The 14,604-nt window shown below is 72.3% G+C and carries 9 protein-coding genes; 5 read left to right on the plus strand and 4 right to left on the minus strand.

What is annotated here, in order from left to right:
- Nucleotides 1-168 precede the first annotated feature (168 nt).
- Nucleotides 169-1,083, minus strand: a complete 915-nt coding sequence (locus AB0M43_RS12770) for a sporulation protein (RefSeq protein ID WP_363723976.1) — start codon at nucleotides 1,081-1,083, stop codon at nucleotides 169-171.
- Between the two features lie 180 nt (nucleotides 1,084-1,263).
- On the opposite strand from AB0M43_RS12770, the gene AB0M43_RS12775 reads away from it, so the two are divergent.
- The 3 genes from AB0M43_RS12775 to AB0M43_RS12785 all read left to right on the plus strand — a co-directional run bounded on the left by AB0M43_RS12775 (nucleotide 1,264) and on the right by AB0M43_RS12785 (nucleotide 4,656).
- A complete protein-coding gene (locus AB0M43_RS12775) occupies nucleotides 1,264-1,995 on the plus strand; it encodes a PH domain-containing protein (protein WP_363723977.1) in 732 nt (243 codons plus the stop codon).
- Between the two features lie 236 nt (nucleotides 1,996-2,231).
- On the plus strand, nucleotides 2,232-2,963 hold the full coding sequence (locus AB0M43_RS12780; protein ID WP_363723979.1) for a hypothetical protein: 732 nt from the start codon (nucleotides 2,232-2,234) through the stop codon (nucleotides 2,961-2,963).
- Between the two features lie 187 nt (nucleotides 2,964-3,150).
- Nucleotides 3,151-4,656 (plus strand): carbohydrate binding domain-containing protein, encoded by a 1,506-nt coding sequence (locus AB0M43_RS12785; protein WP_363724562.1) that lies wholly within the window; start codon nucleotides 3,151-3,153, stop codon nucleotides 4,654-4,656.
- 92 nt (nucleotides 4,657-4,748) lie between these two features.
- Here AB0M43_RS12785 and AB0M43_RS12790 read toward each other — a convergent pair whose 3' ends face one another.
- Genes AB0M43_RS12790 through AB0M43_RS12800 form a run of 3 tightly spaced genes read right to left on the minus strand, consistent with a single transcriptional unit; the run spans nucleotide 4,749 to nucleotide 9,921 of the window.
- Nucleotides 4,749-6,254: a GGDEF domain-containing protein gene (locus AB0M43_RS12790; protein WP_363723981.1), complete on the minus strand. Its 1,506-nt coding sequence runs from the start codon at nucleotides 6,252-6,254 to the stop codon at nucleotides 4,749-4,751.
- Between the two features lie 20 nt (nucleotides 6,255-6,274).
- Nucleotides 6,275-8,275, minus strand: coding sequence for a hypothetical protein (locus AB0M43_RS12795; protein ID WP_363723983.1), 2,001 nt, complete (start codon nucleotides 8,273-8,275; stop codon nucleotides 6,275-6,277).
- Entirely contained in the window at nucleotides 8,272-9,921 is a 1,650-nt protein-coding gene (locus AB0M43_RS12800) for a PqqD family peptide modification chaperone (protein ID WP_363723985.1), read from the minus strand. The genes AB0M43_RS12795 and AB0M43_RS12800 overlap by 4 nt, the downstream gene beginning before the upstream one ends.
- A gap of 465 nt (nucleotides 9,922-10,386) precedes the next feature.
- Between AB0M43_RS12800 and AB0M43_RS12805 the strand changes: the two genes are divergently transcribed.
- A complete protein-coding gene (locus tag AB0M43_RS12805) occupies nucleotides 10,387-11,469 on the plus strand; it encodes a serine hydrolase domain-containing protein (RefSeq protein WP_363723986.1) in 1,083 nt (360 codons plus the stop codon).
- A gap of 286 nt (nucleotides 11,470-11,755) precedes the next feature.
- On the plus strand, nucleotides 11,756-14,599 hold the full coding sequence (locus tag AB0M43_RS12810; RefSeq protein WP_363723988.1) for a glycosyl hydrolase: 2,844 nt from the start codon (nucleotides 11,756-11,758) through the stop codon (nucleotides 14,597-14,599).
- Nucleotides 14,600-14,604 lie beyond the last annotated feature (5 nt).

Here is a 14,604-nt window from a genome sequence, read left to right on the forward strand (position 1 = left end):
TCGACCATCCCACTCTCGTACCCGAAAAACAAGCTGCTCTGATTGTTTTTTGCCGTCGTGGTCCGCACGGTCACGGGGCCCCGGAATCGGCGAAAACCAACCGCCAGACCCCAAACACCACCAAGCCCCCGACCAAACGGCCAGGGGCTCAGCGAACACCAGAACGGACTAGTCGAAGATCTCCCCGAGGATGCCGCCGCCGCCACGCCGGCCGTGCCGGTACCCGTGGCCGCCGCCGTGGCCGCCGTGCCCGTAGTTCGGCTGCTGCGGGTAGTGCGGCTGCTGGAAGTGCTGCGGCTGCTGGTGCGGACGGCGCGACGCGGCCTGCCGGACCCAGCCGTCGACCACGGCGGCCCAGTCGGTGGAGTCCACCGAGCGGTAGTCCACCTGGTAGGTGTTGATCACGTCGGTGCCGCTGGTGAACAGCCCGCCGCGCTTGTCGAACTCGAGGACGACGGCCATGCCCTGCGGGTTCGCCAGGAAGGTGACCTCGGCGGAGTTGATGCCCTGGTACTGCCCCGGCGGGTAGAACTCGATCTCCTGGTAGAACGGCAGGTGCTGCTGCACGCCCCGGATGTGGCCACGCTCGCAGTCGGCGCCCTTGAACCGGAAGCCGAGCCGCGCGAACGCCTCGATGATCCGCTCCTGGGCCGGCAGCGGGAACACGTTGACCTGGTCGACGTCGCCCTTGTCCACGGCGCCCGCGACGGCCAGCTCGGTGCGCAGGCCCAGCGTCATCCCGTGCAGCCGCTGGCCGCCCTGGACGTTGGTCAGCGGGGTCTCCCACGGCATCGGGAACTGGAACGGGATCGAGATCGGCTGACCCGGCCCGACCTGGAACCTCCCGGCGACGTTGAGCTTGTGGAACTCCGTCAGCTGGTTGTACTCGCTGTCGCCGCTCTCCACCTCGATCTTGGTGATGAGGCCCAGCGACACGTACTCGATGTCCACCAGGTGGTCGCCACCGGTGATGTTCACCCGACCCTCGAGGTTCAGGCCGGGCCGGGTGTTCGGGTTGGTCAGGACCGTGTCCACGGTCGGACCGCCCACACCGAACGCACGCATCATCTTCTTGAAGACCACCGGTGACTCCTCCTGTCGAACAACTTCCCCGAGGTTAGCCGAGCCGCGCCAGGATTCCAGCAGGCCCGAGGCCCGCACTGGGGCTTTCGGCCACGATTGCCCCGCTGCAGAACTGCGTCAAGAATCCGACGGTGCGCGACGGGGCAGCGGGAATACCACCCGCCCCCTACGGTGTGCGACATGTCCCTCGCTCGACTCCGGGTGATCTACGCCGCCCTCCCGCCCCAGGGGTGGTTGTTCCTCCTCGGGTGGTCGGCCACCATCGTCGTCAAGTTTCTCGCGCTGCGGGTGCTGCCCGAGACGCCGACGAGCGACCTCGCCTACATCGCGCGGGCGCTGGTCTCCCTGACCCTGATGGTCGGGGTCATCGTGCTGTTCGCGGCGCGGGCGCGCGCCACCACCCCCGCCCGGTTCGTCGCGCGCGGGGGCGCGTTCGTCGCGGGGCCCGCCGTACACGTCAAGGCCGTTCCCGCGTTCGGCCTGGCTCTTTGGTGGGGGTACGCGTTCGACGCCCTGCCCATGACGGGCTTGTGGCTCGGCGTGCTCGGCGCGGCCCTGCTCGCCGCCACAGCGGTGACCTTCGCGCCCCGCCCGGCGGTCGCCCTCACCCCCGCCGGGGTCGAGTTCCGGACCTGGTGGAAGGTCCGGCGGGCCGCCTGGGACGACCTCACCGCGGTCGAGTTCCCGCTCGCGGTCCGGGTCGGGCCGGCGGAGTGGTGGCGGATCCGCGAGTCACTGCTGCGGGTCCACCCGGGCTACACCGCCGACGCCATCGGGTACTACGGCCTGCACCCCGAACACCGCCCCGCGATCGGTACCGAGGCAGAACGGATCCGTCTGCACGGAGAGCTGTCCCACATCTGGTTCCGCCGGTTCCACGGCCTCGGCGGACGCGGTCCGGGCCAGGCGTGAGGCACGGTCCAGGCCAAGGTGGGGCACGGTCCAGGCCAAGGTGGGGCACGGTCCAGGCCAAGGTGGGGCACGGTCCAGGCCAAGGTGGGGCACGGTCCAGGCCAAGGTGAGGCGCGGTCCAGGCCAAGGTGAGGCGCGGTCCAGGCCAAGCCTGAGATGCGATCCAGGCCAAGTGTGAACACGAGGAACTGTCATACCTGACGGTTACGGTGCGGGTGAATCCTGGAGGAGGAACCATGCACAGCCTGCCCCTGTCCGACCCCGACCGGCCCCACGCCCGGATCCGCTGGCTCGATCTGCCCGGCGACGACGAGCGCCCGGTGCGGGTGTTCGTGCCCGGCGCGGGGGTCGGGGACGGCGCGGTCGACTACGTGGAGTCGGCTCTGCATCCGGCTCTCTCCGGCCACCGCACCCTCCTGGTGGACCTGCCACCGCCCGACCGGGCCGGCCCCGGGACCGACCCCAGGGCCGACCCCCGGGCCGCCTCCAGGACCGACCCCACCCCGGCACCGTCCATACCGGGCGCGCCCCCGACGGACATCGACCCCACCCCGCCGTCCGCCGGGCCGAGCCCGACTCCGACGGCCACCCCGACGACCCGGACCCCGACAGGCGCCGACGCCCTCGCCGCCCTCCTCGACCACCTGGCCCTCACCGCCGTCGAGATCATCGCCCACGGCTCCGCGACCCCGGCCGCCATCGTGCTCGCGGAACTCCGACCGGAACTCGTCGGCCGGCTCATCGCCGCCGCGCCGGACCTGACCGACCACGGCGATACCTTCGCCGCCCTGAAGTGCCCCCGCGCGTTCGTGGTGGGCGGCCGCAACCGACCAGCCCCCGAGGAGGACCTGGTCAGGGCCGCCGGGGTGCCGATCGTGGAGGTCCTCGACGCGGGCCGTGACCTGGTCGGCGACAACCCGGCCGGCTACGCGGAGTCCATCGCGGCGGCCCTGCTCGTGGCCCGCTGAGCCGCCGACCAGCCCCCGCGAAGAGCCCGCCGGCCGGGTCCCCGCGCAGGCCCGCCCCCGCACCCACCGCCCACAGGCATCGACTGCCGTTGTCGGCCCGACTCCTTGACCCGGGGTCGGGCTGGCGATAGATTGCCCTCACTGTTTATTTAGGAAACCTATCTATTTATTAACAGTGAGGCCCCTCATGCAGCTCCGTACCCCTCTGCTCGCAGCCGTGGGTGCGGCGGTCGTCTCCGTCGGCGCGATCCTCGCCGTCTCGACCCCCGCCCAGGCCGCGAATCTCGTGACCAATCCCGACTTCGAAACCGGGAACCTCTCCGGCTGGTCCTGTTCGAACGGATCCGTCGTCTCCAGCCCCGTGCACGGCGGGTCCAAGGCACTCCAGGGCGGCGCGAGCGCGTCCGACATCGGGAAGTGCACGCAGACCGTCAACGTGGTCCCCAACACGGCCTACACGCTCTCGGCCTGGGTCCGGGGTAGTTATGTCTACCTCGGAGTGACCGGCGGGGCGTCGACGTGGACCCCCTCGGCCACGGCGTACTCGAAGCTCACGGTCGCGTTCACCACGACCGCGAGCCAGAGCAGCGTCCAGATCTACCTGCACGGCTGGTACGCGCAGGGCGCCTACAACGCCGACGACATCGCGCTCGACGGCCCGGGCACGCCGCCCACCACGGCCCCGCCGACCACGCCGAACACCAGCCCGAAGCCGACCACCCCGCCGCCGACCACGGCCCCGCCGACCACCCGGCCGCCGACGACGGCTCCCCCGACGACCACTCCCCCGACCTCCCAGCCTCCGGGGAACTGGCACGAGTCCGCGCCGTACCTGTACTTCGGCTGGGGCGAGCCGCCGGCACCGTCCACTGTGATGACCGCGACCGGGATCAAGCACTTCACCCTCGCGTTCATGCTCTCCGGTGGGGGCTGCGTGCCGAAGTGGGACAGCCAGCGCCCGCTGACCGGTGGCGTCGACCAGCAGAACATCAACGCGATCCGCGCCGCGGGCGGGGACATCGAGATCTCGTTCGGCGGCTGGAGCGGCAACAAGCTCGGCCCGAACTGCTCGAGCGCGGCGGCCCTGGCGGACGCGTACCAGCAGGTCATCAACGCGTACAGCCTCAAGGTGATCGACATCGACATCGAGAACACCGACGAGTTCGAGAACTACACGGTGCAGGACCGGATCCTGGGCGCGCTGAAGATCGTCAAGGCGAACAACCCGGGCATCAAGACGGTCGTCACGTTCGGCACGGCGACCTCCGGGCCGACGGAGCACGGCGTGCGCCTGATCAACCAGGCCAAGGCGCTCAACGCGAACATCGACGTGTACACGATCATGCCGTTCGACTTCGGCAACGCCAGCACCAACATGTACACCGCGACGATCAGCGCGGCCGAGGGGCTGAAGAACCAGCTCAAGTCGGCGTTCGGCTGGACCGACGCCGTGGCGTACAGCCACATGGGCATCTCGGGGATGAACGGTCTCAGCGACAACAACGAGACCACCTCGCTCGCCCAGTGGACCCAGATCAAGGACTGGTCGAACTCCAAGCACCTCGCCCGGCTGGCCTTCTGGTCGGTGAACCGGGACCGGCCGTGCCCCGGCGGCGGCCTGCAGGAGACCTGCTCCGGCATCGCCCAGCAGAACTGGGAGTTCACGAAGATCTCCGCCGGCTTCACCGGCTGACGGAACAGGTGGGGCGGCCACTCGCGGGGCCGCTCCACCGCCCGGTCACGTCACAGGAAGCCCGGAACCACGACCACCTGACGGGTACGAGGTCAGGCCGCCCGCGACCCGTTCCGCGCCCGCTTGATCCGGTACAGCGCCTCGTCGGCCGCCCGCAGCGCCGCGTCCGCGTCCTCCCCCAGCACCGCCCAGCCGATGCTCACCGACACCGGCGTGCCTGGCACCAGCGCCCCCCAGTCCTCGGCGTCGACCGCCGCCCGGATCCGGTCCCCGATCTCGGTGGCCTCCTCCGGCGAGGTGCTGGGCAGGATCACCACGAACTCGTCGCCGCCGTGCCGGGCCAGCAGGTCGCCCTGCCGCACCGCCCGGGCGAAGATCCCCGCGATCCGTTGCAGGACCAGGTCCCCGGACGGGTGCCCGTGGGTGTCGTTGACGGCCTTGAACCCGTCGAGGTCCAGTACCCCGAACATGGCGCTGACCCCGCGGCGGCCGAGTCCGGCGACGAACGCCGCGATCCGCCGCCGGTTGGGCAGGCCCGTCAGCGGGTCCGTGGAGGCCGCGCCCGCGTACTGGGCCGCGACCCGGCGGAGTTTGTCCTGGTCGAGTCGGGCCCCGATGCTGTCGGTGAACAGTTCGCGCAGCTGGCGGTCCTCGGCGGTCATCATCCGCACCCCGGCCCGCTCGGCGGCCAGCGCGCCCTCGTGGTCCCCGGCGACGGTCAGCGCGATGGAGCGCAGCCGCAGCGGTTCGACCATGCCGAGCGCGTCGCCCGCGTGCGGGGCGGAGTCGAGCAGCCGCAGCGCCCGGGGCGGGTCGCCGGCCGCGATGGCCTCGCACACCTCGGCCAGGTCGTTGACGTGCTGGAGGATCAGGTCGATGTCGGGGTCGGTGTCGTGGGTGACCTCGAGGTCGACGAGGTGGCCGAGGGCGGCGAGCCGCTTGACCGCGTACCGCAGGTAGACCCGTTCCATCACTACCAGTTCGCCCATCTGGGCGCCGGAGGCGACGAGCGCGCGGAGTTCCCGGACGCTGCCGTCGGTGTCGCCGCGCTGGTCGAGGAAGATCGCGGCCTGCACCTGGGTGGACATGTTCGCCGAGAACGACATCGGCAGCCCGGCCGCCGCGCAGATCCTGGCCCCCTGGCGCATGGCGGCGATGGCCTCGACGTGGAACCCGAGCCAGGAGTACGCCATGGACAGGTCGTGCCAGGTGTCCACGGCCGCGAGGTTGACCTCGGTCATCCGGCGCAGGGAGCGTTCGGAGTGCACGAGGTGCGTCATCGCGGTGCCGAGCGAGCCCTGCTCGTACGCGATCAGGCCGGCCATGGTGTGGAACTCCCCGACCAGCCGGGGGTCCGGGGCGCGGCGCAGGGTCGCGTAGATCTCGTCCAGCAGCGGGCCGAGGCCCTGCGTGTGGCCCAGGTTCATGTAGGCGACGAGCTTCTCGATCAGAGCCTGGGCGACCCGGCGGGTGTCGCGGGATTCCGCGACGATGCGCTCGGCGAGGGTGATCACCTCGGCCGAGCGGCCCGCGCCTGTCAGGTCCCGGAACACCACCCATTCGGCGGCGACCGGGTCCTCTGCATTCCCGTGCGACATAGGCAACTACTCTACGCAACCTAACGACAACTGTACGTGAACTCTCCTGCTGCCTCCGTCGGGTTCGGCCCGAGAATCCGGAGGGTGGCCTTCGCCTGGTACTCGCCCTTCCCGCTGAACTTCCAGTGCAGGTGCAGCGGGACCGACTTCGTCCCGGACGGCACGCTCTGGCTCAGTTCCTGGGTGGCCTCGCCGTCGCTGCGCAGCCACTGGTACGTGACCGTGCCGGGCCGGCCGTTCGTGGTGACCGTGCCGACCACGTCGACCGTGACGTCGCACGCCGTCCCCGGGGCGGTCGCGGGTGCCACCTGGGCGGCGGTCACCTTCAGCGGGTGCGCGTTGTACCACCAGAAGTAGCCCACCACCCCGCCGATGATCGCGCCCGTGACCAGGCCACCGACGATCCGCCGCCACCGCTTGCCGGCCTTCTTCGCCGACTTCGGCGGCGCGGGCGGACCGGCCTTCCACGCCTCCTCGACCCCGGCCGGGATGCCCCCGCCGAACCGCAGCCGCACGTCGGAGCCGTCCCCGGGGCCGACGACGGGCGCGGACCGGGTACCCATCCGGGTCGCCTGGTCCTGCCCGCCCACCGGCTGGGTCGCATGGCCCGTGGGGGCCCCGGGCTGGGTGGCCTGCCCGGTCGGGGTGCCGTAGGCGGTCGGCGGGCCGGTGTGCGGCGCGTAGCCGGTGGGCGCGCCGCCCGGCTGGGTCTGGTCGCCGAGGGTCGCCCCGGGCTGGGCGGCGGGGGCGGGGCGCACCGGCCCGGGCCGGATGACGGTCGATTCATCGGTACGCATCGTGAGCTCGTCGATCGCGCGCGCCGCCTCGGCCGCGTCGGGCCGCCGCCCGGGGTCGCCGGGGGCACCGGGGTGCCCGGGGGCGGGCGCGGAGCCGGCGGCCGGGGCGGGCGACCCGACCTGGGGCGCGGTGGCCGGCCAGAGGGGCACGTGCGGGTCGGAGGCACCCGGCCCGCCGTAGGCACCGGGAACACTGGGCGCGCCGGGGGTGCCGGGCCCCTCGACCCGGACCGTCGGGGCCGAGCCCAGCGTCATCGTCGGCCCACCCCCCGGAGCCTGGGGCGGCGGCGGGGGAATCCGCGCGGTCGAACCCGTCCCGACAGTCTCCTCCGGCTGGAACTGCCGGGTCTGCTCCAGCCCACCCGGTCCGGGCACCCGCACGGTCGGCGCGACCGGCGGCACGGCCCCGGACCCGGCGGGAGCCGTACCCGTCGAAAGGTCCTGCTCTCCCACCCGGACGGTCAACTCCGCGGGCAGGGGCGCCCCCGGGGGCAGCCGCACCGTCGACTCGGCGGCGGGCACCCGCACGGTGCGGTCGGCGTTCCCGCGCACCCCCGGCGGCAGGAACACGGTCGGCTCGGCCAGCGCGGGCCCGGTCAGCGCGGGTCCCGGGTCGATCCGGGACAGCTCCTCCAGCCCGGCGGCGAGCCCCGAGGTCTCGGCGACCCCGGCGGCCCGGGTCAGCCCCGGGTCCCCCCACCGACCGGCGAGGACCCGCAGCAGCGCGGCCCAGCTCCGGACGTCGGCGGACCGCTCGCCGGGCGCGAGGGCCACCTCGATCAGCGCGGCGGCCCCGCTGGCGGCCAGCACGACGCTGTGCGCGCCGAAGTCGCCGTGCGCGAGCCCGCCGTTGTGCAGGGTCAGCAGGGTCTGCCCGGTCCACAGCGCGACGGCGATCGCGTCGTCGCCGTCGTGCGCGGAGTCCGAGGCGAGGAGTTCGGCGACCGTGGGCGAGGCCGGCTCGGCGGTGACCATCCAGACCTTGCCGTACTCGGTGACGACGTCGACCACGGGCAGCACCCCGGGCACGGCGAGCCCCCGGACGGCGACGACCTGCGCGACGAGGTGGTCGAGGGCCGGCCCCTGGCTGATCGCGGGGTCGAGGAGCAGCGCGCCCCGGGTGGCCCCGGCGTGCGTGCTGGCCGTCCACCAGGTGCCGAAGCGGCTGCGTCTCGAGGGTTCGGCGAGCCGCAGCCCTGAGACGATCGTGGGCTCGTCGGTCATCGGAGTACTCCAGCGAGTCGTCGTCCGAGCCTGAGCCAGACGGGGAACAGGGCGACCATGATGACACAGCCTAGGGCGACCAGGCCCCACGGCGGTGGAAGATAACGCTGGGTGAGCTCCGACAGGCGGGACCGCCAGGCCAGCAGGGCCATCAGGACGAATCCGGCGGTTCCCAGCAGAGCGGTCAGACCGTACGTGACCAGGCCCAGTTCGCGGCGGCCGGGGCGGGTCCGCAGCCACGCGCCGGAGAACAGGTACCCGAAGGACTCCTCCCGCAGCCGGGGCATCCGGAGCACGTCGGACAGGGCCTGGTACCCGTCGAGCGGCAGCAGCGGGTTCAGGTTGTACAGCGTGTTGAGGTACAGCCCGAAGGCCAGCTGGTAGCACAGCCCGGAGGCGACCGGGTCGGGCACGGCGGCCGCCCCGACGGCGGCGACCCCGGCGAGCGCGGCCGTGGACAGCGGCCCGGCGAGGGTCACCACCAGCCGGGACCGCCGGTCCCCGAACCACATGTCGCTGGTGTCCACGAACGCGAACGGCAGCCCGAACATCAGCATGAACCCGGCCCGGGTCACGGTCCGGCCGTAGGACTTCACGGCCAGGGCGTGCGCGGCCTCGTGCAGCACGAGCGCGCCCAGGTAGGCGACCGCGACCCCGACCGCCCCGACCCAGCCGGCCCCGGCGGTGTCGAACAGCCGCTGCCGCCCGGCCGCGACCCCGAAGGCCACCAGCCCGACCGCGATCGACACCCACAGCACGACGATGGAGGTACGCGTGAAGAAGCGCCACCCGCCCCGCTGGTACAGCCGCTCGAACCGGCCGTCGAGTCCCGTGATCGCCAGCTCCAGCCGGGCCCACCGCCGCCACCGGGCCCGCTTCCCGGGGGCCTGCCCGTGCAGCCCGCGCACGAACTCGTGCGCGCCGAGGGTGTGCAGGGTGCGCTCGATCCGGGGCAGCGCCAGCTCGCCGTACTCCTCCGCGAACGCGAACAGGAGGTCACGCACCGTGTTGCGCCCGTCGAGCAGGTGCCAGAGGAAGACGTCGCGGTCGTCGAGTTCGAGATACCGGCCGGTCCGCGTGTTGCGCAGCACCCAGGTGCCGCCGCCGGGGACCTCCTTGAGGGCCCAGTGGCCGCGCCGGCGGGGGCGGACGTTGAGGGGTTCGGTGGCGGTGGGGGCGGGTTCCGGGGCTCCCCCGGGCCCGGGGCCCGTGGCCAGGGACGTGTGTTCCGTGCCCCGGACCATCGTCCGACCGCCGACCGCCGCCGACCGGGGCTGCTCGAACCGGACGGGGACGTCCCCGATGTACAGCTGGGTGCTGTCCGGGAGCAGGGCCGAGTCGGCGAACAGGGTGCGGTCGGCGACCCCGGTGCCGTTGAAGGACCCCAGATCCTCGACCGAGAAGCCCTGCGGGGTACGCGCCACCCGCGCGTGCCGGCGCGACACACTCGGATGGTCGATGACCAGGTCGTTGTCCCCGGCCCTGCCGATCGTGGTGACCTCGCGGTCCAGCGGGTAGTCCGTGCCCTCGTGCGACAGGCGCGGGGCCTCGAACTCCGCGATCCGTACTCCGATGCGTAAGGTGCCACACCGCAGGCAGTACGGAAAGTCCCGCCGCAGGTGCACGTGGCAGGCATGGCAGAGCATCGGGGGCCTTCCGGGACGGGCGAGGGTGCGGTGAGCCTAGATCGTTCTCACCGTGCGTGAGGTCACCAAGTTGACAGTGTCCTGCGCCGCCCCCACTCGTTACAAGTCGCCCCGGCCACTGATCCGCAACGATGTCCGGCCCGGGCCTCGCCGGGCGGGCCGGTCCGTGGGCCACACTCGGTGACGGCGGGCCGGCCCCCGGGAACGGCGACGGTCGGCGGACCGCCCGCCATGACCGGTCGGCGATCAGCGCGAACACCTGGTGGGTGTTCGCGGGTCACGTCCCCGGCAGGGCGGGGCGGCCCCTCTCATCCGCAGGTGCCGCACGCTCCCACTACTTCGGACGGAGCCCGCCACCCGCCCTGCGACCTTGTGCTGACGGCCCCGCTCCCCACCAGGTCCGACGCGGCGCGCGCGCCCGGCGTCCAGGCTGAACGCACTGCCCCCTACCTGAGGAGTACCTGGATGAGGCGCACTCTCGCGCTCGTCGTCGCGGCCACCGTGACGGCCACCCTGCTCGCCCCCGCCGCCGCCCACGCGTCCCCGCCGGCCCGGCCGGGTCTGGAGCGCGCACTGGCCGACCTGGTCGGGACCGGCCCTCCCGGCGCGCTGGTCCAGTACCGCGACGCGCGGGGGGCGTGGACCGGTTCGGCCGGCGTCGCGGAACTGGGCCGGCCCGGCCGGGTCGACCCGCACGGCGTGTTCCGGATCGGGAGCGTCACCAAGACGTACACCTCGGTCATGGTTCTGCAACTGGTCGGCGAGGGCCGGCTGCGGCTGACCGATCCGGTCGAGCGCTGGCTGCCGGGGCTGGTGCCCGGCGGGGACCGGATCACGCTGCGCCAGCTCCTCGGCCACACGGCCGGGCTGTGGGACTACACCGACTCCCTCGGCGACTACCCGGAGCTGTACCGCGACCGGGACAAGCAGTGGCGCGCCGAGGACCTGTTGGCGCTGGCCACCTCGCACGAGCCGCTGTTCGAGCCCGGCACGTCGCAGGCGTACTCCAACACCGGCTACCTGTTGCTGGGCATGGTGCTGCGCAGCGTCACCGGGCACTCCTACCAGGAGGAACTCAGCAGGCGGATCACCGGGCCGCTGCGGCTGGAGCACACCGCGATGCCGGCGGACTCGGCGCTGCCCGGCCCGCACGCGCACGGCTATGTCGAGATCGACGGCGCCCTGACCGACTTCACCCGGATGACCCCGTCGTGGGCGTCGAGCGCCGGCGGGCTGGTGTCGACGGCCACCGAGGTGAACAAGTTCTTCGCGGCCCTGTTCGCCGGGCGGCTGCTGCGGCCGGCCGAGCAGCGGGAACTGTTCCGTCCGGTGGGCGCGGCGGACCACTACGGCCTCGGCGTGTACCGGGTGGACGTGTCCTGCGGGCTGAGCGTCTGGGGGCACGACGGTTCGATCCCCGGCTTCGAGACCTGGGCGTTCCAGACCCTCGACGGCCGCCAGCAGGTGGCGTTGTCGTTCACCACGGCCCGGGGCGACTTCGGCGCGGCGGTGACGGCGGTCCTCGACAAGGCGTTCTGCCCGGGCTGACCCGGGCGCCCGAAAGCCGAACCACCTCTGGGCGCCCCTGGCCGAACCGGCCCGGGGCGCCCCGGACAGAACCGAGTGCCCCGGGCCGAACCGACCCGGGGCACTCCGGCGCCCGAGTACCCATCGATGGTTCCCGCTGGGGACAGGTCCGGGAAAATCACCAGAGAGCGCTCTCTCATGTACTCGAAACCGGTGAAACATCACCGCGAAACATTGACGACACAGTGTGGTCACGCTAGCGTCCCCGACAAGAGAGCGCTCTCACCTCCTCCCCTCAGGAGGCACGATGAAACCGTCCCGCATCCTCGTCGCCACCGTCGGCGCCGCCCTCGTCGCCGGCACCCTCACCCACGTCCTGAGCACCGGAGCCCAGGCCGATCCGGTCGGCGCCGGCAGCTACACCACCACGCCCGCCGGCCCGCTGCCGACCGGCTGCGGCACCCTGTCGACCAACCCGCGGCAGTTCGTGACCGCCAACGCGCCCGCCGGCCCCGTGCCGACGAACGACTGGTGGTCGACGATCCTGTTCAAGAAGACCGACTGCGCGTTCGGCGAGCCGCTGCACGCGCACCCGGTCTCGTTCGACACGTTACCGGGTGGATTGGGCCTCTCGGCGAACACGACGCCGCAGATCAGCGGCACGGGTACCGGGGTGGGCGAGTACCACTTCCCGTACGTGCAGGACCTCCAGGTGGGGGTCGCCGGGCTGAACGCGCCGAACGTGAAGGTCGACGGCTGGACCGACTGGACCGTGAGTCCGTTCTGGACGGACGGCGCGCGCACCCTGCGGGCCACGATCGGCCACGGCCTGCCGTTCAGCTACTACCAGGTCACCGGCGGCAACGCGCAGCTCACGGTCAACGCGCCGCAGGTGTGGTCCAACTCGGGCGCCGCGATCGGCTTCACGGCCAACGGCCACGAGTACGCCGCCTACGCCCCGGCGGGCGCGACCTGGCAGGTCAGCGGCGGGACGATCACGTCGGGCCTCGCGGGCAAGGGCTACTTCTCGGTGCTCGCGCTGCCGCCGGGCGACCGGGCCGCGCTGGCCACGAGCCTCGGGCGGTACGCGCACAACCACGTCACCGGCACGAAGGTGGCCTACGCCTACAACCCGGCGACCAGCAACGTCGCGACCACCTACTCCTTCACGACCACGGCGCGGGAGACCGGGTCCGCCGGCACGGTCGCGGCGCTCTACCCGCACCAGTGGCGCGCGCTGACCGGGGCGACCCCGCTGACCAACACCTACGTCTCGGCGCGCGGCACGATGAAGGTCCTCGCCGGGATCGGCCAGTTCACCACGAGCATGGCGTTCCAGGGGGTACTGCCCGAGATCCCGGCCGTCGCCGACAACGCGGGAGCCGAGCGCGCGACCCTCGACGCGTACCTGGCGCAGGTGGCCGGCAACCCGGCCGACTTCCGGGGCGACGACACGTACTGGACCGGCAAGGGCCTCGGCCGGGCCGCCCGGATCGCGGAGATCGCCGACCAGCTCGGCAACACCGGCACCCGCGACGCGGCACTGAACGCGATCCGGACCCGGCTCACCGACTGGTTCACCGCGAGCCCCGGCAAGACGTCCCGGCTGTTCTACTACGACCAGAACTGGGGCACGCTGATCGGCTACCCGGCCTCCTACGGGTCCGACCAGGAACTCAACGACCACCACTTCCACTACGGGTACTTCGTCGCGGCGGCGGCCACCCTGGCCAAGTTCGACCCGCAGTGGGCGACCACGGGCCGGTACGGCGGCATGGTGGACCTGCTGATCCGGGACGCGAACAACTACGACCGCGGCGACAACCGGTTCCCGTACCTGCGGGACTTCGACATCTACGCCGGGCACGACTGGGCGTCGGGGCACGGCTCGTTCGGGGCGGGCAACAACCAGGAGTCCTCGTCGGAGGGGATGAACTTCGCCAACGCCCTGATCCAGTGGGGCCAGGCGACCGGTAACACGGCGGTCCGGGACGCGGGCGTGTTCCTGTACACGACGCAGGCGGCGGCGATCCAGGAGTACTGGTTCGACAGCCGGGACGCGAACTTCCCGGCGGCGTTCGGCCACAAGACGGTGGGCATGGTGTGGGGCGACGGGGCCGCGTACGCGACCTGGTTCAGCGCCGAGCCGGAGATGATCCAGGGCATCAACATGCTCCCGGTGACCGGCGGGCACCTCTACCTGGGCAACAACCCGGCGTACGTACGGGCCAACTACGCCGAGCTGCTCACGAACAACGGCGGCCCGCCGAGCGTGTGGCAGGACATCCTCTGGGAGTTCCAGGCCCTCGGCGACGGGGACGCGGCCCTGGCCAACTTCCGGAACAACAGCGGCTTCACCAGCGAGGAGGGCGAGAGCAAGGCGCACACCTTCCACTGGATCCGCAACGTCGCCGCACTCGGCAACGTCGACACCTCGGTGACCGGGAACCACCCGCTGTCGGCCGTGTTCAGCAGGAACGGGGCGCGCACCTACGTGGCCGCCAACATCACGAACGCGCCGGTCACGGTCACGTTCTCCAACGGCTGGACCCTCCAGGTGCCGGCGGGGAGGACGGCGACGAACGGCGCGTACACCTGGAGTGGCGGCAGTGCCGGCGGCGGCACCAACCCGACACCGTCACCCACCGCGTCGCCGAGCCCCAGCCCGACGCCCTCCCCCACCGGCAACCCGTCGACCAGGACGCTCCACCTCCAGTCCAACGGCACCCTCGGTGGTACCGCCCCGGCGGGCACCGCACCCGTGGCCTCCGCCGGCGGGACCAACCACGACGGCGTACCCACCAATGCCTCGGTCTTCGCCGCCTCCGGCCTGAACGTGACCCGCTCGGCCGGGACCACGACGTTCGACCTGTTCGTCGACGCGGGCAGCACCGTGGCCAACGGCACCCAGGTCCGGGTGTCCTACGACCTGACCGGGGACGGCACCTGGGACCGCGTGGAGACCTACCGGTACTTCGCCACCGACCCGGCCCCCGGCTGGGAGCACTACACCACCTCCGTCGGCCTCTCCTCGGCCACCGGCACGCCGGGCAACCTCACCAACGGCCGCGTGCGCCTGGAGGTCTGGAACGCCATCGGCAACGGGCCCAGCACCGTGGGCACCGGCAACCAGTCCGTCATCACCCTCTAAGGAAG

It is taken from the genome of Longispora sp. NPDC051575 (assembly GCF_040681875.1).
Lineage (GTDB): Bacteria > Actinomycetota > Actinomycetes > Mycobacteriales > Micromonosporaceae > Longispora.